Consider the following 18,099-nt stretch of genomic DNA (forward strand, 5'->3'; position numbering starts at 1 on the left):
TAGAGGTCAAACCAACTGTTTACGCTGGTTCGACGGCGGGATGGACAAAGACTCTCGGTACTTGGCGACGGTGCGCCGCGCCACGATGATCCCCTGATCGGCGAGCAGGGTGGCCAGCTTGCTGTCGCTGAGTGGTTTGGCGGGGTTTTCCGCCGCAATCAATTTCTTCACCAATGCGCGGATCGCCGTCGAGGAGGCTTCGCCGCCGCTGTCGGTATTCACGTGGCTGGAGAAGAAATATTTCAATTCGAAAATGCCGCGCGGGCTGTGCAGAAACTTCTGCGTGGTGACGCGCGAGATCGTCGATTCATGCATTTCCACGGCCTGGGCGATATCCGCCAGCACCATGGGTTTCATAAACTCTTCGCCTTGCTCGAAGAACGCCTGCTGCTGATCGACGATGCAGCGGGTGACCTTCAGCAGCGTCTCGTTACGGCTCTCCAGGCTTTTAATCAGCCACTTGGCTTCCTGCAGGTTGCTGCGGATGAACTGGCCGTCGGCTTCGCTGCGGGCGCTGTTGCCCAGCGCTGCGTATTGCTGATTGATCTTCAAACGCGGAACGCTGTCGCCGTTGAGCTCGACCGTCCATTTGTTCTGCGTCTTGCGCACCAGCACGTCCGGGATCACGTATTCCGATTCGCCGGTATTGATCGACTGCCCCGGGCGCGGATCGAGCGACTGAATCAGCAGCATCGCTTCTTTCAGTGTATCTTCTTTTAGCCGGGTTGATCGCATCAGGCTGCGAAAGTCATGGTTGGCCAGCAGATCCAGATGGTCGCTGATGATCAGCCGCGCTTCGGCCAGGTAAGGGGTGTCTTTGGCGTATTGGGAGAGCTGCACCAGCAGGCAATCGCGCAGATCGCGCGCGGCGACGCCGATCGGATCGAAACGCTGCACGCGCTTCAACACCGCCTCGACTTCATCGAGGGTCACGTTTTCGTCGCCCAGGCTTTCCAGAATGTCTTCCAGCGGCACGGTGAGATAGCCGGTGTCGTCCACCGCGTCGACGATGGAGGTGGCGATGGCGGCGTCGGTATCGGAAAACGGCGTCAGATCCACCTGCCACATCAGGTAATCCTGCAGCGTTTGGGTGGTCTCGCCCTGATAGACCGGCAGCTCGTCGTCGCTGTAGTCGGTGCCGGTGCCTGACGGTGTGCCGGCGGTGTAGATCTCATCCCAGGTGGCGTCCAGCGGCAGCTCTTCCGGCATGTCTTTCTGTTCCAGCGCCTCGCGGGTATCGAGCCCCTCGGTCTCCTGGGTTTCTTTGGCGTCGATTTCGTCGTGCAGATCGGTCTGTTCAAGCAGCGGATTGCTCTCCAGCGCCAGCTGGATCTCTTGTTGAAGCTCAAGCGTGGACAACTGCAGCAGGCGGATCGCCTGCTGGAGCTGAGGAGTCATGGCCAGCTGTTGACTGAGCCTGAGTTGCAAACCTTGCTTCATAGTTTTCTGTCTACTTCCGTTAACGGTGTCGCCCCGCAGGGCGCGCCGGCGCTTAGAGGCGGAACTCTTCGCCCAGATAAACGCGTTTAACCTGCTCGTCGGCCAGAATAGCATCCGGCGTGCCGTGGGCAATCAGTTTGCCCTGGCTGACGATGTAGGCGCGTTCACACACGTCCAGCGTCTCGCGCACGTTGTGGTCGGTGATCAGCACGCCCAGGCCGCTGTCACGCAGGTGCTCGATGATTTTTTTGATGTCGATAACGGAAATCGGATCCACCCCGGCGAAGGGTTCGTCCAGCAGAATGAATTTCGGGTTGGCCGCCAGCGCGCGGGCGATTTCGACGCGGCGGCGTTCACCGCCGGACAGCGCCTGGCCGAGGCTGTCGCGCAGATGGGAGATATGGAACTCTTCCATCAGCTCTTTGGCGCGGTCTTCGCGCTGTTCGCTGGTGAGGTCGGGGCGAATCTCCAGCACCGCCATCAGGTTGTCGTACACGCTCAGGCGGCGGAAGATCGACGCTTCCTGCGGCAGGTAACCAATGCCGCGGCGCGCGCGGGCGTGCAGCGGCAGCAGGCTGATGTCTTCTTCGTCGATCACGATGCGCCCGGCGTCGCGCGGCACGATGCCGACCACCATGTAGAAGGTGGTGGTTTTACCGGCGCCGTTCGGGCCGAGCAGGCCGACGATCTCGCCGGATTTCACTTTCAGGCTGACGTCTTCGACAACTTTACGGCCCTTGTAGGCTTTCGCCAGGTTTTCTGCGATGAGTGTTGCCATAAGTGATTAGTTACTCTTTTTTTGCTCGTTTTTGTCTTGCAACTGCGACGGTACCAGAACCGTTGTCACGCGTTTGCCTTTATCGCTAAACGCCTGCATTTGCTGCTGTTGCACCAGATAGGTGATGCGATCGCCTTTCACGTTGCTGTCGAGCTGCTCCAGATAGGCGTTGCCCGTCAGGGTCACCAGCTGGGTCGCCACGTCGTAACGCACTTTCTGCGCGTGGCCTTTGACCGGCTTGCCGCTGTCCTGCATCTGGTAGAAGGTTACCGGGTTGCCGAACGCTTCAATATAGGTCTTATTCTGATCTCCGCCCGGGCGGGTGACGACCACCTTGTCGGCGCGAATATCGATGGTGCCCTGTTTGATCACCACGTTGTCGGTGAAGGTGCTGACGTTGCTTTGCATGTCCAACGACTGCTTGAGCGAGTCGATGCTGACCGGCTGGCTGGAGTCGGATTTCAGCGCCAGAGCGGGGGCGCTGGCGGCCAAAACTAAGCTGCCGAGCAACAGGTTACGGAGTTGTTTTTTGGTTCTGAATTTCATAGTTGGTCTTAACCTTATCAATCAGCTCAGCGGTTTTGGTCCGCAGGTTCCCACGCATTTTCATGCCGTTAGAGGTAAAATTGGTCCCGTAAAGCGTGACTTCGTCATCGGAGGTGACGTCTTGGGTGACCAGGTTTACCTGAGCGTTGTCCGTCTTAATTTTTTCCAGCTGCGAGGTGGTGGTCAGGCTGTTCACCTCGACGTGACCATACAGATACAGCATTCGGTCTTTAGTCAGTTTGGCGCGATCGGCGCGAACTGACCAGGTGGCCACCGCATTCTCATCGAACAGCGTCATCACCGGCTGGGTGAACCAGCTCAGCTCGCCGGCGGTGTAATACTTCGCGTCTTCCGCCACCAGTTTGTAATTCAGCTTGCCGGCCGGGTTGTACACCACGGTGACCGTGTGCTGGCTCTGGTAGGTCGGATCCTGATCGTTGACCGGGCCAGGGGCCGTGTCGTCGCTGAAGTCCGTCATGTTCCAGCCGATCAGCGCCAGAACGATCACCGTCAACAGGATGGTGATCCACAGTTTGGTTTTACTCATATCGACAGCCCTTTGGCGTCCTCCAGCTTATTTTGAGCCAAAAGAATGATGTCGCACAGTTCGCGCACCGCGCCGCGGCCGCCGGCGATGCGGGTGACGTAGTGGGCGCGCGGCGTCAGCAGCGGGTGGGCGTCCGCCACCGCGACCGCCAGGCCGACCTGCGCCATCACCGGCCAGTCGATCAGGTCATCGCCGATATAGGCGACCTGATCCGCCGTTAACGACAGTTTATCCAACAGTTCGCGGAAGGCCAAAAGCTTATCGGATTGCCCCTGATACAGATGGGTGATGCCGAGCGTCTGCGCGCGATCTTCCAGCAGCTTGGCGGAGCGACCGGTGATGATCGCCACCTCGATGTCCGAGGTTTTCAAGCAGCGGATGCCGTAACCGTCGCGCACGTTGAACGCCTTCAGTTCTTCACCGTTGTTGCCCATGAAGATCAGGCCGTCCGACAGCACGCCGTCAACGTCGCAAATCAACAGGCGGATGTTCCCGGCACGCGCCATAACCTCTTGTTCTACCGGCCCGTAGCAGGTTTCTACCATACCCATTCCGTTCTATTCCTTAATTAAACGACGCCGGCGCGCAGCATGTCATGCATATGTACCACACCCAGCAACTGGTCGCCATCGGCAACCAGCAGCGCGGTGATGTGGCGTTGTTGCATCAGGTTCAATGCATCGACCGCCAGGAGGTTGGGGCGCACCCGCACGCCGCCCGGCGTCATGACATCGGCGATCTTCGCCTCGTGCAGGTTGATGCCCATGTCGAACACCCGGCGCAGGTCGCCATCGGTAAAGATGCCGGCGATTTTCATCAAATCGTCGCAGATCACCGTCAGGCCCAGATTTTTGCGGGTAATTTCCAGCAACGCGTCGCGCAACGAGGCGTCGGCGCTGACGTGGGGTATTTCATCGCCGCTGTGCATGATATCGCTAACCCGCAGCAGCAGTTTGCGGCCGAGTGCGCCGCCCGGATGCGACAGCGCGAAATCTTCCGGCGTGAAACCGCGCGCTTTCAGCAGCGCAACGGCCAGCGCATCGCCCATCACCAGCGTGGCGGTGGTGCTGGTGGTCGGCGCCAGCCCCAGCGGGCACGCTTCCTGCGGCACCTTGATGCACAGGTGGATATCCGCCGCTTTACCCATCGCGCTTTCCGGATTGTTGGTCATACAGATGAGGGTGATCTGTTGGCGTTTCAACACCGGGATCAGCGCCAGGATCTCGCTGGACTCGCCGGAGTTGGAGATGGCGAGCACGATGTCCTGCGGGGTGACCATGCCCAAATCGCCATGGCTGGCCTCCGCCGGATGAACGAAGAATGAGGGCGTGCCGGTGCTGGCGAAGGTCGCGGCGATCTTGCAGCCGATATGGCCGGATTTGCCCATGCCCATCACCACCACTTTGCCGCCGCAGGCGGCGATCGTTTCGCAGGCGCGGGTGAAGTCTGCGTTGATGTAGCGATCGAGCTGGGCCAGCCCTTCACGCTCTATCTGAAGCACTTCTTTACCGGCCTGTTGAAAATCGAAGCCCGGTTGCAACTCAATGTTCGACATACTCATTCCCGTCGGTTTAGCCGAAAGTACTGAAAGGGTTAAAGAACAGCACCGCAAGATACGCAATAAAGCCGCATAATAACAGCGCGCCCGCCAGGTGGCCGATGCGATGTTTGCGGCCGATGCACAGCACGCTCAGCAGCACGCTGGCCGCCAGCATCACCCAGTAATCGCGCTGGAAGGCGGCGGTGTCTACGCTGCCCGGCGACAGCAGGGCGGGTACGCCCAGCACGATCACCGTGTTGAAAATATTGGAGCCGATGATATTGCCAATCGCCATATCATCCTCGCCCTTCAGCGCCCCGGCGATGGAGGTGGCCAGTTCGGGCAGGCTGGTGCCGATGGCGATAATGGTCAAACCGACCACCAGTTCGCTCAGGCCGAAATAGTGCGCGATCACCGTCGCGTTATCGACCACCATTCTGGAAGAGAGCGGCAGAATGATAAACGCCAGCACCAGCCACAGCACCGCCACGGTATTGCTGCTGTCCTGCGGCAGCTCGGCGATCTGCTCCATAGTCAGGCTGTCGCTGCCCTCGCGCTGCGCCAGCCGGGCGATTTTCAGCATCAGCAGGATGAAGCCGGCGGCGGCGGCCAGCAGCAGCACGCCGTCCAGCCTGCTCAGGGTGCCGTCCATCAACACGAAACCGCATAATACTGTGACCGCTAACATCAGCGGCAGTTCGCGCCGCAGTATCTCAGAGCGCGCGGCCAGCGGGTGAATCAACGCCGCCACGCCCAGGATCAATAAAATGTTGGTGATGTTGGAACCGACTACGTTGCCAACGGCCATATCTATCTGCCCGTTCAGCGCGGCGGTGGTGGACACGATCAGCTCCGGCAGCGAAGTGCCGATGCCGACGATGGTCATGCCGATGATCAACGGCGGTACGCCGAGCGAGCGGGAAATCACGGCAGCACCATAAACTAAGCGGTCTGCACCGTACACCAGTAGAAATAAACCAACGATTAATAATGCTATCGCGAGAAACATGCAGGGTCCTTTGTCGGGTATTATCCCGGTTCGTTGGTTAAAGCCGTCAATGCGGCGGTATTGCTTGCCCTCCGTTGCGCGCGTTTGAGCCGCAGCAACGGTTTTCCCCGGCTAATAGTTGAACAGTTTCGTTTTTTTTCGTTATGGCGCCAATTTTGACCGGGTGGCGCGGAAAAGTAAAACCAATGGCACCATTGGTTGCGAAATGGCAGTAAGTTTTTGTAAAGATGAGACGGATTGCGCCCATTGCTTTAACATCACGGGTAGATTCAGCAAAAGATGAGTCGTAAAGGGTCCATTAACATGCTCCAAAAGGCAGATAATTTGGTCGAAGTGCGCGACATGAGCTTCTCGCGCGGCGACCGACGGATATTTGAAGACATCAACCTGACGGTGCCTCGCGGTAAGGTCACGGCGATCATGGGGCCATCGGGCATCGGCAAAACCACGCTGCTGCGCCTGATAGGCGGCCAGCTGGCGCCGGACAGCGGGGAGATTTGGTTCGACGGCGACAACATTCCCGCGTTGTCCCGCCGTCAGTTATACGACGCGCGCAAAAAAATGAGCATGCTGTTCCAGTCTGGCGCGCTGTTTACCGATTTGACCGTATTCGAAAACGTGGCCTACCCGCTGCGCGAGCACAGCAACCTGCCGGAGCCTTTGTTGCGCAGCACGGTGCTGATGAAGCTGGAAGCGGTGGGGCTGCGCGGCGCGGCTCAGCTGATGCCCAACGAGCTTTCCGGCGGCATGGCGCGCCGGGCGGCGTTGGCGCGCGCGATCGCGCTGGACCCGGAAATGATCATGTTCGACGAACCTTTCGTTGGCCAGGATCCGATCACCATGGGAGTGCTGGTCAAGCTGATCGATGAGCTGAACCATGCGCTGGGCATTACCTGCATCGTGGTGTCGCACGACGTACCGGAGGTGCTGAGCATCGCCGACTACGCCTACATCGTGGCCGACCACCGGGTGATCGCCGAAGGCACCACGCAGCAATTGCAGAACAATCCTGATGCGCGCGTGCGCCAGTTCCTGGATGGTATAGCGGATGGGCCGGTGCCGTTCCGCTATCCGGCCAGGGATTATCAGACCGAACTGCTAGGCTTAGGGAGTAAATAAGCTCATGTTATTAAGAGCGTTAGCGTCGTTGGGGCGCAGTGGCATCAACACCAGCGCCAGCTTCGGCCGCGCCGGGTTGATGCTGTTCAACGCGTTGATTGGCCGGCCGGAACCCGGCAAGCAGTGGCCGCTGCTGTTGAAACAGCTCTACAGCGTCGGCGTGCAGTCGCTGCTGATCATCATGGTCTCCGGGCTGTTTATCGGCATGGTGCTGGGCCTGCAGGGCTATATCGTGCTCACCACCTACAGCGCCGAGGCCAGCCTCGGCATGATGGTGGCGCTGTCGCTGCTGCGCGAACTGGGGCCGGTGGTCACGGCGCTGCTGTTCGCCGGCCGCGCCGGTTCCGCGCTCACGGCGGAAATCGGCCTGATGAAGGCGACGGAGCAGATCTCCAGCCTGGAAATGATGGCGGTCGATCCGCTGCGGCGCATCGTGGCGCCGCGCTTCTGGGCCGGGCTGATCAGCATGCCGCTATTGACCATCATTTTCGTGGCGATCGGCATTTGGGGCGGCTCGGTGGTCGGCGTGGACTGGAAAGGCATCGACAGCGGCTTCTTCTGGTCGGCGATGCAGGGCGCCGTGGAGTGGAAAAAAGATCTGCTCAACTGCCTGATCAAAAGCGTGGTATTCGCCATTACCGTAACCTGGATTGCCATTTTCAATGGGTACGACGCCGTGCCTACCTCTGAAGGGATTAGCCGGGCGACGACGCGTACCGTGGTGCATTCGTCACTGGCGGTGTTGGGATTGGATTTCGTGCTGACCGCACTGATGTTTGGGAATTGATTCGATGCAAACGAAGAAGAGTGAAATCTGGGTTGGGGCATTTATGCTGATCGCGCTGTGCGCCATCGTGTTTATCTGCCTGCAGGTGGCGAACCTTAAATCGATCGGCAGCGAGCCGACCTACCGCATTTACGCGACGTTCGACAACATTGGCGGCCTGAAACCGCGTTCGCCGGTGAAGATTGGTGGCGTGGTGATCGGCCGCGTGGCGGACATCGAACTCGATTCGAAAACCTACACGCCGCGCGTGGCGCTGGATATCCAGAAAAAGTACGACCAAATCCCGGATACCAGCTCGCTGGCGATCCGTACCTCCGGCCTGCTGGGCGAGCAATATCTGGCGCTTAACGTGGGCTTCGAAGATCCTGATATGGGCACCACCATCCTGAAAGATGGCGGCACCATTCAGGACACCAAATCAGCCATGGTTCTGGAAGACCTGATCGGCCAGTTCCTGTATAAAAGCGGCGGTCAGGACAGCGCCAAATCGGGAGACGCGGCCGCTGAGCCGGCTGCCGGCGCCGCACCGCAACCCGCTGTTCCAAATCATTAAGAGAGGATACCTGCATGTTTAAACGTTTACTGATGGTGGCTCTGCTGGTGGTTGCACCGCTGGCGAGCGCAGCCGACCAAACCAATCCTTACAGCATGATGCAAGAAGCGGCGCAGAAGACCTTCAGCCGTTTGAAGAACGAACAGCCGAAGATCAAGCAGGACCCGAACTACCTGCGTGCCATCGTGCATCAGGAACTGATGCCGTTCGTGCAGGTGAAATACGCTGGCGCGCTGGTGCTGGGGCGTTACTACAAAGAGGCAACGCCTGCGCAGCGCGAAGCTTACTTCACCGCCTTCCAGGCTTACCTGGAGCAGGCTTACGGCCAGGCGCTGGCGATGTATCACGGCCAGACTTACCAGATCGCGCCTGAACAGCCGCTGGGCAATGCCGACATCGTGGCTATTCGCGTCACCATCATCGACAACGGTGGCCGTCCGCCGGTGCGTCTGGATTTCCAATGGCGCAAGAACAGCAAAACCGGCTACTGGCAGGCGTATGACATGATCGCCGAAGGCGTCAGCATGATCACCACCAAGCAAAATGAGTGGGCGTCTACGCTGCGTACTCAGGGCATCGACGGCCTGACCAAACAGCTGCAGGCCGCCGCCGCGCAGCCTATCACGCTGGACAAGAAAAACTGATGTCGGCAGCGCTCAGCTTCGAATCAGAGCAGCAGACGCTGATCCTGCGCGGTGAACTGGATCGGGAAACGCTGCAGCCGCTGTGGCGGCAGCGCGACGCGCTGATGGCGGATAAAACCGCGATCGACGTGGCGCAACTGCAGCGCGTGGACTCCGCCGGGCTGGCGCTGTTGCTGCATCTGCAGGAAGAGCAGCGCGAGCGCGGCGTAGCGCTGAAAATTTTCGGCGCCACCGAGCGCCTGAAAACGCTGATCGCGCTCTACAACCTGCAGGCGATAATGCCTGTCGATACCGCCGGTTAGCGGCGTTTTACGCCGCTCTTGCGTGGCAAAACGATACAAAGCCCCTGTTATGCAGGGGCTTTTTCTTTAGTTTAAGAAAACATCGTATTCCACTAAGATACTAGGCTGTTTATGATCCTTTAGCGGCAGAACTGGATACTATGGAAACCAACGAGATTAAAGACGTGCTGATGCAGGCATTGGCACTGGATGAAGTACATGTGACGGGCGACGGTAGCCATTTTCAGGCGATTGTGGTCGGTGAACTGTTCGCCGGCATGAGCCGCGTCAAAAAACAGCAGACGGTTTACGCACCGCTGATGGAATACATTGCGGACAACCGCATTCATGCCTTGTCTATTAAGGCGTACACCCCTGAAGAGTGGCAGCGAGACCGCAAACTCAACGGATTTTAAGGCTGTTTGCCCTGCCGGGCGGGCAGCTTCAGATTAGATAACAGAGAGTAGTCAGATGGATAAATTTCGTGTGCAGGGTCGGACCCGCCTGAGCGGTGAAGTGTCTATTTCCGGGGCCAAAAACGCCGCCCTGCCGATCCTGTTCGCCGCCCTGTTGGCGGAAGAGCCGGTCGAGCTGCAGAATGTCCCCAAGCTGAAGGACATCGACACCACCATTAAACTACTCAACCAGTTGGGTACCAAGATTGAGCGCAACGGTTCGGTCTTCGTGGACGCCAGCGGCGTGAACGAGTTTTGCGCCCCTTACGATCTGGTGAAAACCATGCGCGCTTCCATTTGGGCGCTGGGGCCGCTGGTGGCGCGTTTCGGCCGTGGCCAGGTTTCCCTGCCGGGCGGCTGCGCGATTGGCGCGCGTCCGGTCGATCTGCACATCACCGGCCTGGAGCAGTTGGGCGCCGAGATCAAGCTGGAAGAAGGCTACGTCAAGGCGTCCGTCGAGGGCCGTCTGAAGGGCGCGCACATCGTCATGGACAAGGTGAGCGTGGGCGCGACCGTGACCATCATGAGCGCCGCGACCCTGGCGACCGGCACCACCGTTATCGAAAACGCCGCGCGTGAGCCGGAAATTGTCGATACCGCCAACTTCCTCAACACGCTGGGCGCGAAGATCAGCGGCGCCGGCAGTGACAAGATCACCATCGAGGGCGTCGAGCGTCTGGGCGGCGGCGTGTACCGCGTGCTGCCTGACCGCATCGAGACCGGCACCTTCCTGATCGCCGCCGCGGTTTCCGGCGGCAAAGTGATGTGCCGCAACACCCGTCCGGACACGCTGGATGCGGTGCTGGCCAAGCTGCGCGAAGCCGGTGCCGATATCGAAGTGGGCGAAGACTGGATCAGCCTGGACATGCACGGCAAACGCCCGAAAGCGGTCACCGTGCGCACCGCGCCGCACCCGGGCTTCCCGACCGACATGCAGGCCCAGTTCAGCCTGCTGAACCTGGTGGCGGAAGGCACTGGCGTTATCACCGAAACCATCTTCGAAAATCGCTTCATGCACGTGCCGGAATTGATCCGCATGGGCGCGCACGCGGAGATCGAGAGCAACACCGTAATCTGCCATGGCGTTGAACAGCTGTCCGGTGCTCAAGTGATGGCGACCGATCTGCGCGCTTCCGCCAGCCTGGTGATCGCCGGCTGCATCGCCGACGGCGTGACCGTCGTCGATCGCATCTATCACATCGATCGCGGCTATGAGCGTATTGAAGACAAGCTGCGCGCGCTGGGTGCGAACATCGAACGTGTGAAAGGCGAGTAAGTCATTAGCGCCGGCGCGGCTGCGTCGGCAGGATGAATAGCAAAGGGCCGGCTATCAATGCCGGCCCTTTTTTAATTGCTGTCTTCCGGGAATTCACCCACCGTCATTTTCAACGTAATGCGTTTGCCGTCGCGCAGCACGATAACCGGTATCTCGGTGCCCGGTCTGATCTCCGCCACCTGATCCATGGTCTCCAGCACGGACACCGCCGGTTTGTTATCCACGTTGATGATGATGTCGTTGATCTGGAAGCCGGCGTTGTTCGCCGGGCCGTTCGGCGTAATCTCGGTCACGATGATGCCCTGCAGGCGATCGATGCCGGAATTGGACGAGCGCAGCGGAATGATCTCCTTGCCCTGAATACCGAAATAGCCGCGGATAACGCGGCCGTCGCGGATCAGCTTGTCCATGATCTTGGTGGCCAGTTCGATCGGGATCGCAAAGCCCAGCCCTTCCGGCGTTTCGCCGTCGGTGATTTTGTCATAGGTCAGGGTGTTGATACCGATCAGCTCACCCAGCGAGTTGACCAGCGCGCCGCCGGAGTTGCCGCGGTTGATTGAGGCGTCGGTCTGCAGGAACGTCTGCCGGCCGGTGGTGCTCATACTGATGCGCCCGGTGGCGCTGAGGATGCCCTGAGTGACGGTCTGCCCCAGGTTATACGGGTTGCCGATCGCCAGCACCACATCGCCGACGTGGGCAACGCGGTTTTTGTTGGTCGGGATCACCGGCAGGTTGCCGGGATCGATCTTCAGCACCGCCAAATCGGTCAGGCCGTCGGAGCCCACCAGCAGCGCTTCGTAACGGCGGCCATCCTGCAACACCACGGTGATCTGCTGTGCGTCTTTGATCACGTGGCGGTTGGTGATGATATAGCCGCGTTCGTTCATGATCACGCCGGAACCGAGCGACAGCACGTTGGCGGCGCCGTTCAGGTTGCGGTTGTAGATGTTCACCACGGCAGGGGCGGCGCGGCGCACCGCCTTGTTGTAGCTCACCGGCGTTTCGTCGCTGGTATTCTCGGTTTTCTCTGCAAACAGACCGTTGGAAGAACGCAGCATGGGCAGAGCGGCCAACAACAGGCCGGCAACGATGAGACCGATAACGACAGAACGCAAGAGCTTAGCAAACATGGAGTTTTCGTGGTGTGGTGAACGATGTTCGGAGGATAGCATGAGTTAACCGGGCGCAGTATGTCACCGAGCCCGGTTTTTGCACAAATTAACGCAGCAGCAGATAAATGGTTTCGTTACCGCGCACGATATTGAGCGCCATCACCGGTGGTTTGGCTTCCAGCACCTTGCGCAGTGCGGTGATACTGTCTACGCGCTGGCGGTTGACGCCGATGATCACGTCGCCTTTTTGCAGGCCGATTTGCGCCGCCGTCGAGCCTTTATCCACGTTCTCCACCTTCACGCCCTTGTCGCCGCTCGGCAGCGCGCCGTTGCTGAGGGATACCCCCTGCAGCGCCGGCGACAGCGTTTCGGCGTTGGTCGAGGCGCTCTCGCTGTTGTCCAGCGTGACCGAGACTTCCTGCGATTTACCGTCGCGCAGCAGGCCTACCTTGAGGGTTTTGCCCGGTGCGGTGGTGCCGACCTTGGCGCGCAGTTCGGCAAAACTGTTCACCGGTTTGCCGTCGACGGAAACCAGAATATCCCCGGCTTTGATGCCGGCCTTGGCGGCGGCAGATTTCGGCAACACTTCGCTGACGAAGGCGCCGCGCTGCGCGTCGGTGTTGAAGGCTTTAGCCATGTCCGGGGTCATTTCACTGCCCTTGATGCCAAGCAGGCCGCGTTTCACTTCGCCGAATTCGATCAGCTGCTGGCTCAGGTTCTGCGCCATATTGCTCGGAATGGCGAAGCCGATGCCGACGTTGCCGCCGCTCGGCGCCAGAATGGCGGTATTGATGCCGATCAGTTCGCCGTTCAGGTTAACCAGCGCGCCGCCGGAGTTGCCGCGGTTGATGGAGGCGTCGGTCTGAATGAAGTTTTCCAGCCCTTCCAGATTCAGGCCGGTGCGGCCCAGCGCCGAGATGATGCCGGAGGTGGCGGTTTGGCCCAGGCCGAACGGGTTGCCGACCGCCACGGCGAAGTCGCCGACGCGCAACTGGTCGGAATCGGCCATCTTGATGGCGGTCAGGTTTTTGGTATCGCTGAGCTGCAGCAGGGCGATGTCGGATTGTTCATCGCGCCCGACCAGCTTGGCGTCCAGCTCGCGGCCGTCGTTCAACTGCACGCGGATTTTGTCGGCGTTGTTGATGACGTGGTTGTTGGTCAGCACGTAGCCCTTGGCGGCGTCGATGATCACGCCGGATCCCAACCCTTCAAAAGGGCGGGAGCTCTGCTGTTGGCCGGGGAAATTGGGGCCGAAGAAGCGTCTGAACTCTTCCGGCAGCTGTTGACGCTGCACCTGGGTGCCTGCGACATGCACGCTCACTACGGCGGGCAAGACTTTTTCCAGCATCGGCGCCAGGCTCGGCAGCGGCTGCCCCTGCACGGCGACGGGCAGGGCCGCGTTGGCCGCCGGTGCGGCGCTGAGCGCCAGGCCGAGGCTCATTGCCAATGCACTAAGAATTAACGACTTTTTCTTCATTGATGATAACTCTCTCAATACCTGCCGATGAAAATTTGATGATAAGGCAATCGCCTTGTCATAGTGAAGGGTAAGACCGTGAATTTGCGTGCAAAGTTCAGTAAAGGTAATGCGAAGGAAGGTCAATATGGCGCAAACGGGATTAACCCCGCGGGTGGCCCCGCGGGCGAAGAAAGAATATCAGTCGCGGCGTGCGCTTTGACCGCGCAGCAGGCCGGAGGCCCCTTCAGAATAGTCGCGCGGCATTTCCACCGGCGCCTGATCGTTGTCCGCTTCCGCTTCGGTCAGGCGATAGCGGAACGGGTTCTCCTGCATCGGCAGATCCGGCAGCAGGTTGTTGGAGCTTTTCGCCATGTGCTGATACAGCTGGCGATAATCGCGCGCCATGTTGTCCAGCAGCTCGGCGCTGCGGGCAAAGTGGCCGACCAGCTCCTGACGGTACTCTTCCAGCTCGGTTTTGCTCTTGTCCAGCTCGTTCTGCAGGACTTGTTGTTGACGTAATTTACGGTTGCCAAAACGCATCGCCACCGCACCAATCACGATACCGACGACCAAACCAATCAGCGCATACTCCCAGGTCATGATGACTCCTATTTTGACTTCGTTGTTCCGCAGGGATTTTTCACTTAATAATATCCACTATAACCGTTAACCTTGTCCGAGTGGAATCCTGATGCGCTTCCACCTGGTTTTCACAGGGTTTTCAGCGGCGCCCGCAGCGGGCATTTGTGGCGATAACGGTGCGAATCGGCATCAACTTGCCGCCAACGTTGGCTAAATAATTTCTAAGCGTTCTTAGGGAACATCGAACAGATGCAGGCACTATCACCGTTATCTCGCTACCAGCAGGCGCTGGAGGCGGGGGAATATCAGGCCGATGAGGTTCAACGCCGGGCCGTCACTCAACTGGATCGCATTTATCAGGCTCTGCTGCAAAAGCCGGCGGCGAGCGCGCCGGCCGGCGGGCTGCGCGGCAAGCTCAGCCGCTTGCTGGGCAAGGGCGGCGAAACGGCGCCTCAGCGCCCGGTGCAGGGGCTGTACATGTGGGGCGGCGTCGGGCGCGGCAAAACCTGGTTGATGGATATGTTCTTCCACAGTCTGCCGGGCGATCGCAAAATGCGCCTGCACTTCCACCGCTTCATGCTGCGGGTGCATGAAGAGCTGACCGAGTTGCAGGGGCGGGAAAACCCGCTGGAAATCGTCGCCGACGGCTTCAAGGCCGAGACCGACGTGCTGTGCTTCGACGAATTCTTCGTCTCCGACATCACCGACGCCATGCTGTTGGCCACGCTGCTGCAGGCGCTGTTCGCGCGCGGCATCACGCTGGTGGCCACGTCGAACATCCCGCCGGACGATCTGTACCGCAACGGCCTGCAGCGGGCGCGTTTCCTGCCGGCTATCGATCTGATCAACGAGTACTGCGACGTGATGAACGTCGACGCCGGCATCGACTATCGTCTGCGCACCCTGACCCAGGCGCACCTCTACCTGACGCCGCTGAGCGACCAGACGCGCGAGGCGCTGGATCGGATGTTCGTCAAGCTGGCGGGCAAGGCGGGGGAGGACGCGCCGGTGCTGCAGATCAACCATCGGCCGCTGCAGGCGATCCGTTCGGTGGACGGCGTGCTGGCGGTGGATTTCCACACGCTGTGCGAAGAGGCGCGCAGCCAGCTGGACTACATCGCGCTGTCGCGGCTGTACCACAGCGTGATCCTGTATAATGTGCAGGTGATGGGGCCGCTGAAAGAGAATACCGCGCGCCGTTTCCTGGCGCTGGTGGATGAATTCTACGAGCGGCACATCAAGCTGGTGATCGGCGCCGAAGCGTCGATGTTCGAGATCTATCAGGGGGTGCAGCTGAAATTTGAATTCCAGCGCTGCCTGTCGCGCCTGCAGGAAATGCAGAGCGAAGAGTACCTCAAGCTGCCGCATCTGCCCTGAGCCCGCCGGGCCTATCGCCGGTTGTCCGCCGCCGGCGATAAATTTATTTTCCATTCAAAAACCGTTCGATCTTTGTGAGCGACTTCTCTATAATCTTGCGACCCCACGTTACAACAAAGTTTTTTTTCCCAAAAACTTTATAGTGCCGGCAATGGCTATTCGAAGGGGTAGGTTTGCTGGACTTGTATGGTCGTGTGAGCCTCAACTGTTTTCGAGCGTTTGGGTGTTCACCAACGTGTAACTAATTATTGGGTAAGCTTTCTAATGAAAACTTTTACAGCTAAACCAGAAACCGTAAAACGCGACTGGTACGTTGTTGATGCAGATGGTAAAACTTTAGGCCGTCTCGCTACTGAACTGGCTCGTCGCCTGCGCGGCAAGCATAAAGCGGAATACACCCCGCACGTGGATACCGGTGATTACATCATCGTTCTGAACGCTGACAAAGTTGCTGTAACCGGCAACAAGCGTACAGACAAAGTGTACTACCACCACACCGGCCACATCGGTGGTATCAAGCAAGCGACCTTTGAAGAGATGATTGCCCGCCGTCCTGAGCGCGTGATTGAAATCGCGGTTAAAGGCATGCTGCCAAAGGGCCCGCTGGGTCGTGCTATGTTCCGTAAACTGAAAGTTTACGCGGGCACCGAGCACAATCACGCGGCACAGCAACCGCAAGTTCTGGACATTTAATCGGGATTAATGGCAATGGCTGAAAATCAATACTACGGCACTGGTCGCCGCAAAAGCTCCGCCGCTCGCGTCTTCATCAAGCCGGGCAACGGTAACATCGTTATCAACCAGCGCAGCCTGGAACAGTACTTCGGTCGCGAAACTGCCCGCATGGTAGTTCGTCAGCCGCTGGAACTGGTCGACATGGTTGGCAAACTGGACCTGTACATCACCGTTAAAGGTGGTGGTATCTCCGGTCAAGCTGGCGCTATCCGTCACGGTATCACCCGTGCACTGATGGAATACGATGAGACTCTGCGTTCTGAACTGCGTAAAGCTGGCTTCGTCACCCGTGACGCTCGTCAGGTTGAACGTAAGAAAGTCGGTCTGCGTAAAGCACGTCGTCGTCCGCAGTTCTCCAAGCGTTAATTTTCGCTGCTTCGGCAGTGCGATTTACGCAAAAAACCCGGTGCTTCACCGGGTTTTTTTACGCCTGAAATCCGCCGTCCCCGACTAAAATCTGTGGCATATCAGACAATTCAACATGAATTCGCCGCACCGTCCCCACAAAACAAGCAGAATCTGGTAAACTATCACCCACTTTTGCGCCTGTTCGCCGTGCAGTTGACCTCCTGGGCCGGTTTTTTATGGGCTCGGGTCGCGCTGCGTGCTGCCGGCCTGCGGCAAGATTATTCAGGATAGCAGCCTGTCAGTTGGCTATTCGCAGTATTTTCTAGATAACTTGGAGGTTTTCATGGCTGTCGCTGCCAACAAACGTTCGGTAATGACGCTGTTCTCTGGCCCGACCGACATTTTTAGCCATCAAGTACGTATCGTACTGGCGGAGAAAGGTGTCAGCGTCGAGATCGAGCAGGTCGAAATGGATAACCTGCCGCAAGATCTGATTGACCTCAACCCTTACCAGACGGTGCCTACGCTGGTCGATCGCGAACTGACCCTGTATGAATCCCGCATCATCATGGAGTATCTGGATGAGCGCTTCCCGCACCCGCCGCTGATGCCGGTTTACCCGGTTGCCCGTGGTGAGAGCCGTCTGATGATGCTGCGCATCGAGAAGAACTGGTACTCGCTGATGGACAAGATCGAGAAGAGCAGCGGCCAGGAAGCGGAATCCGCCCGTCGCCAACTGCGCGAAGAGCTGCTGGCGATCGCGCCTATCTTCGGTCAGGCGCCGTATTTCATGAGCGAAGAGTTCAGCCTGGTGGATTGCTACCTGGCGCCGCTGTTGTGGCGTCTGCCGCAGCTGGGCATCGAATTGAGCGGCGCCGGTTCCAAAGAGCTGAAAGGCTACATGACCCGCGTCTTCGAACGCGACGCCTTCCTGGCTTCCCTGACCGAAGCCGAGCGTGAAATGCGCCTGCAGACCCGGGGCTAAGCGCGATGGACATGTCTCAGATGACGCCGCGTCGCCCGTATCTGCTGCGGGCGTTCTACGACTGGCTGCTGGATAACCAACTGACGCCGCACCTGGTGGTCGACGTGACTCGCCCGGACGTGCAGGTGCCGATGGAGTTCGCGCGCGATGGTCAGATCGTGCTGAATATCGCGCCGCGCGCGGTAGGCAACCTGGCGTTGGGTAACGAAGACGTGCAGTTCAACGCGCGCTTCGGTGGCGTGCCGCGTCAGGTTTCGGTGCCGATGGCCGCCGTGCTGGCGATTTATGCGCGTGAAAACGGCGCCGGCACGATGTTCGAACCGGAAGCCACCTACGACGAAAGCGAAGGCGTGTTCGAAGGTCTGGACAATGAGACGATCCCTTCGGAAACCCTGATGTCGGTGATCGACGGCGATCGCCCGGATACCGCGGAAGACAACGGCCCGGATGACGAACCGCCGCAGCCGCCGCGCGGTGGCCGCCCGGCGCTGCGCGTGGTGAAATAACCCCGTGAGAACAAACGAAA

The 18,099-nt window shown here is 59.1% G+C and carries 22 protein-coding genes; 12 read left to right on the forward strand and 10 right to left on the reverse strand.

Annotation, left to right across the window (positions count from 1 at the left end; translation table 11 throughout):
- Positions 1-6: 6 nt before the first annotated feature.
- The 7 genes from rpoN to ACMGGK_RS01975 are packed head-to-tail and all read right to left on the reverse strand — an operon-like array spanning position 7 to position 5,860.
- Positions 7-1,440 (reverse strand): RNA polymerase factor sigma-54, encoded by a 1,434-nt coding sequence (gene rpoN / locus ACMGGK_RS01945; RefSeq protein WP_016930211.1) that lies wholly within the window; start codon positions 1,438-1,440, stop codon positions 7-9.
- A gap of 52 nt (positions 1,441-1,492) precedes the next feature.
- A complete protein-coding gene (lptB, locus tag ACMGGK_RS01950; RefSeq protein ID WP_004937040.1) occupies positions 1,493-2,218 on the reverse strand; it encodes an LPS export ABC transporter ATP-binding protein in 726 nt (241 codons plus the stop codon).
- Positions 2,219-2,224: 6 nt separating this feature from the next.
- Positions 2,225-2,764, reverse strand: coding sequence for a lipopolysaccharide ABC transporter substrate-binding protein LptA (gene lptA / locus ACMGGK_RS01955; RefSeq protein ID WP_028127535.1), 540 nt, complete (start codon positions 2,762-2,764; stop codon positions 2,225-2,227).
- Positions 2,733-3,311 carry an LPS export ABC transporter periplasmic protein LptC gene (gene lptC / locus ACMGGK_RS01960; RefSeq protein ID WP_016930209.1) on the reverse strand — a complete coding sequence of 193 codons (579 nt, stop codon included), beginning with the start codon at positions 3,309-3,311 and terminating at the stop codon, positions 2,733-2,735. Before lptC ends, lptA begins: the two co-directional genes overlap by 32 nt.
- A complete protein-coding gene (kdsC, locus tag ACMGGK_RS01965; RefSeq protein WP_021505108.1) occupies positions 3,308-3,862 on the reverse strand; it encodes a 3-deoxy-manno-octulosonate-8-phosphatase KdsC in 555 nt (184 codons plus the stop codon). Before kdsC ends, lptC begins: the two co-directional genes overlap by 4 nt.
- A 17-nt stretch (positions 3,863-3,879) precedes the next feature.
- The gene (gene kdsD, locus ACMGGK_RS01970) at positions 3,880-4,866 is read right to left on the reverse strand and encodes an arabinose-5-phosphate isomerase KdsD (protein ID WP_016930207.1); all 987 of its coding nucleotides are present in this window, start codon (positions 4,864-4,866) and stop codon (positions 3,880-3,882) included.
- Between the two features lie 16 nt (positions 4,867-4,882).
- A complete protein-coding gene (locus ACMGGK_RS01975) occupies positions 4,883-5,860 on the reverse strand; it encodes a calcium/sodium antiporter (protein WP_028127534.1) in 978 nt (325 codons plus the stop codon).
- Between the two features lie 303 nt (positions 5,861-6,163).
- Between ACMGGK_RS01975 and mlaF the strand changes: the two genes are divergently transcribed.
- The 7 genes from mlaF (at position 6,164) to murA (ending at position 10,975) form a co-directional block, all read left to right on the forward strand.
- Positions 6,164-6,979, forward strand: a complete 816-nt coding sequence (mlaF, locus tag ACMGGK_RS01980) for a phospholipid ABC transporter ATP-binding protein MlaF (protein WP_130017721.1) — start codon at positions 6,164-6,166, stop codon at positions 6,977-6,979.
- Between the two features lie 4 nt (positions 6,980-6,983).
- Complete coding sequence (mlaE, locus tag ACMGGK_RS01985) at positions 6,984-7,766, forward strand: lipid asymmetry maintenance ABC transporter permease subunit MlaE (protein WP_004937059.1); 783 nt, start codon at positions 6,984-6,986, stop codon at positions 7,764-7,766.
- 4 nt (positions 7,767-7,770) lie between these two features.
- Positions 7,771-8,319, forward strand: a complete 549-nt coding sequence (mlaD, locus tag ACMGGK_RS01990; protein ID WP_004937061.1) for an outer membrane lipid asymmetry maintenance protein MlaD — start codon at positions 7,771-7,773, stop codon at positions 8,317-8,319.
- A 14-nt stretch (positions 8,320-8,333) separates the two neighbouring features.
- A complete protein-coding gene (gene mlaC / locus ACMGGK_RS01995) occupies positions 8,334-8,963 on the forward strand; it encodes a phospholipid-binding protein MlaC (RefSeq protein WP_004937063.1) in 630 nt (209 codons plus the stop codon).
- On the forward strand, positions 8,963-9,265 hold the full coding sequence (gene mlaB, locus ACMGGK_RS02000; protein ID WP_016930202.1) for a lipid asymmetry maintenance protein MlaB: 303 nt from the start codon (positions 8,963-8,965) through the stop codon (positions 9,263-9,265). Before mlaC ends, mlaB begins: the two co-directional genes overlap by 1 nt.
- 140 nt (positions 9,266-9,405) lie before the next feature.
- Positions 9,406-9,660 (forward strand): BolA family iron metabolism protein IbaG, encoded by a 255-nt coding sequence (gene ibaG, locus ACMGGK_RS02005; RefSeq protein ID WP_004937066.1) that lies wholly within the window; start codon positions 9,406-9,408, stop codon positions 9,658-9,660.
- Positions 9,661-9,715: 55 nt separating this feature from the next.
- Positions 9,716-10,975: a UDP-N-acetylglucosamine 1-carboxyvinyltransferase gene (gene murA, locus ACMGGK_RS02010; protein ID WP_004937068.1), complete on the forward strand. Its 1,260-nt coding sequence runs from the start codon at positions 9,716-9,718 to the stop codon at positions 10,973-10,975.
- A gap of 71 nt (positions 10,976-11,046) precedes the next feature.
- Here murA and degS read toward each other — a convergent pair whose 3' ends face one another.
- From degS to zapG, 3 genes are all read right to left on the reverse strand, one after another.
- A complete protein-coding gene (gene degS, locus ACMGGK_RS02015) occupies positions 11,047-12,105 on the reverse strand; it encodes an outer membrane-stress sensor serine endopeptidase DegS (protein WP_049299901.1) in 1,059 nt (352 codons plus the stop codon).
- Positions 12,106-12,193: 88 nt separating this feature from the next.
- The gene (degQ, locus tag ACMGGK_RS02020) at positions 12,194-13,564 is read right to left on the reverse strand and encodes a serine endoprotease DegQ (RefSeq protein ID WP_049299900.1); all 1,371 of its coding nucleotides are present in this window, start codon (positions 13,562-13,564) and stop codon (positions 12,194-12,196) included.
- A 180-nt stretch (positions 13,565-13,744) separates the two neighbouring features.
- Entirely contained in the window at positions 13,745-14,146 is a 402-nt protein-coding gene (gene zapG / locus ACMGGK_RS02025; protein ID WP_004937074.1) for a Z-ring associated protein ZapG, read from the reverse strand.
- A 231-nt stretch (positions 14,147-14,377) separates the two neighbouring features.
- On the opposite strand from zapG, the gene zapE reads away from it, so the two are divergent.
- The 5 genes from zapE to sspB all read left to right on the forward strand — a co-directional run bounded on the left by zapE (position 14,378) and on the right by sspB (position 18,079).
- A complete protein-coding gene (gene zapE / locus ACMGGK_RS02030) occupies positions 14,378-15,505 on the forward strand; it encodes a cell division protein ZapE (RefSeq protein ID WP_016930199.1) in 1,128 nt (375 codons plus the stop codon).
- A gap of 264 nt (positions 15,506-15,769) precedes the next feature.
- Positions 15,770-16,198 (forward strand): 50S ribosomal protein L13, encoded by a 429-nt coding sequence (gene rplM / locus ACMGGK_RS02035; protein WP_004937079.1) that lies wholly within the window; start codon positions 15,770-15,772, stop codon positions 16,196-16,198.
- 15 nt (positions 16,199-16,213) lie between these two features.
- Entirely contained in the window at positions 16,214-16,606 is a 393-nt protein-coding gene (rpsI, locus tag ACMGGK_RS02040) for a 30S ribosomal protein S9 (protein WP_004937080.1), read from the forward strand.
- Positions 16,607-16,931: 325 nt separating this feature from the next.
- On the forward strand, positions 16,932-17,573 hold the full coding sequence (gene sspA, locus ACMGGK_RS02045) for a stringent starvation protein SspA (RefSeq protein WP_004937082.1): 642 nt from the start codon (positions 16,932-16,934) through the stop codon (positions 17,571-17,573).
- A 5-nt stretch (positions 17,574-17,578) separates the two neighbouring features.
- Entirely contained in the window at positions 17,579-18,079 is a 501-nt protein-coding gene (gene sspB, locus ACMGGK_RS02050; RefSeq protein WP_049299899.1) for a ClpXP protease specificity-enhancing factor, read from the forward strand.
- The last annotated feature ends 20 nt before the right edge of the window (positions 18,080-18,099 follow it).

It is taken from the genome of Serratia sp. BNK-33-b, assembly GCF_048684565.1.
Taxonomy (GTDB): domain Bacteria; phylum Pseudomonadota; class Gammaproteobacteria; order Enterobacterales; family Enterobacteriaceae; genus Serratia; species Serratia marcescens.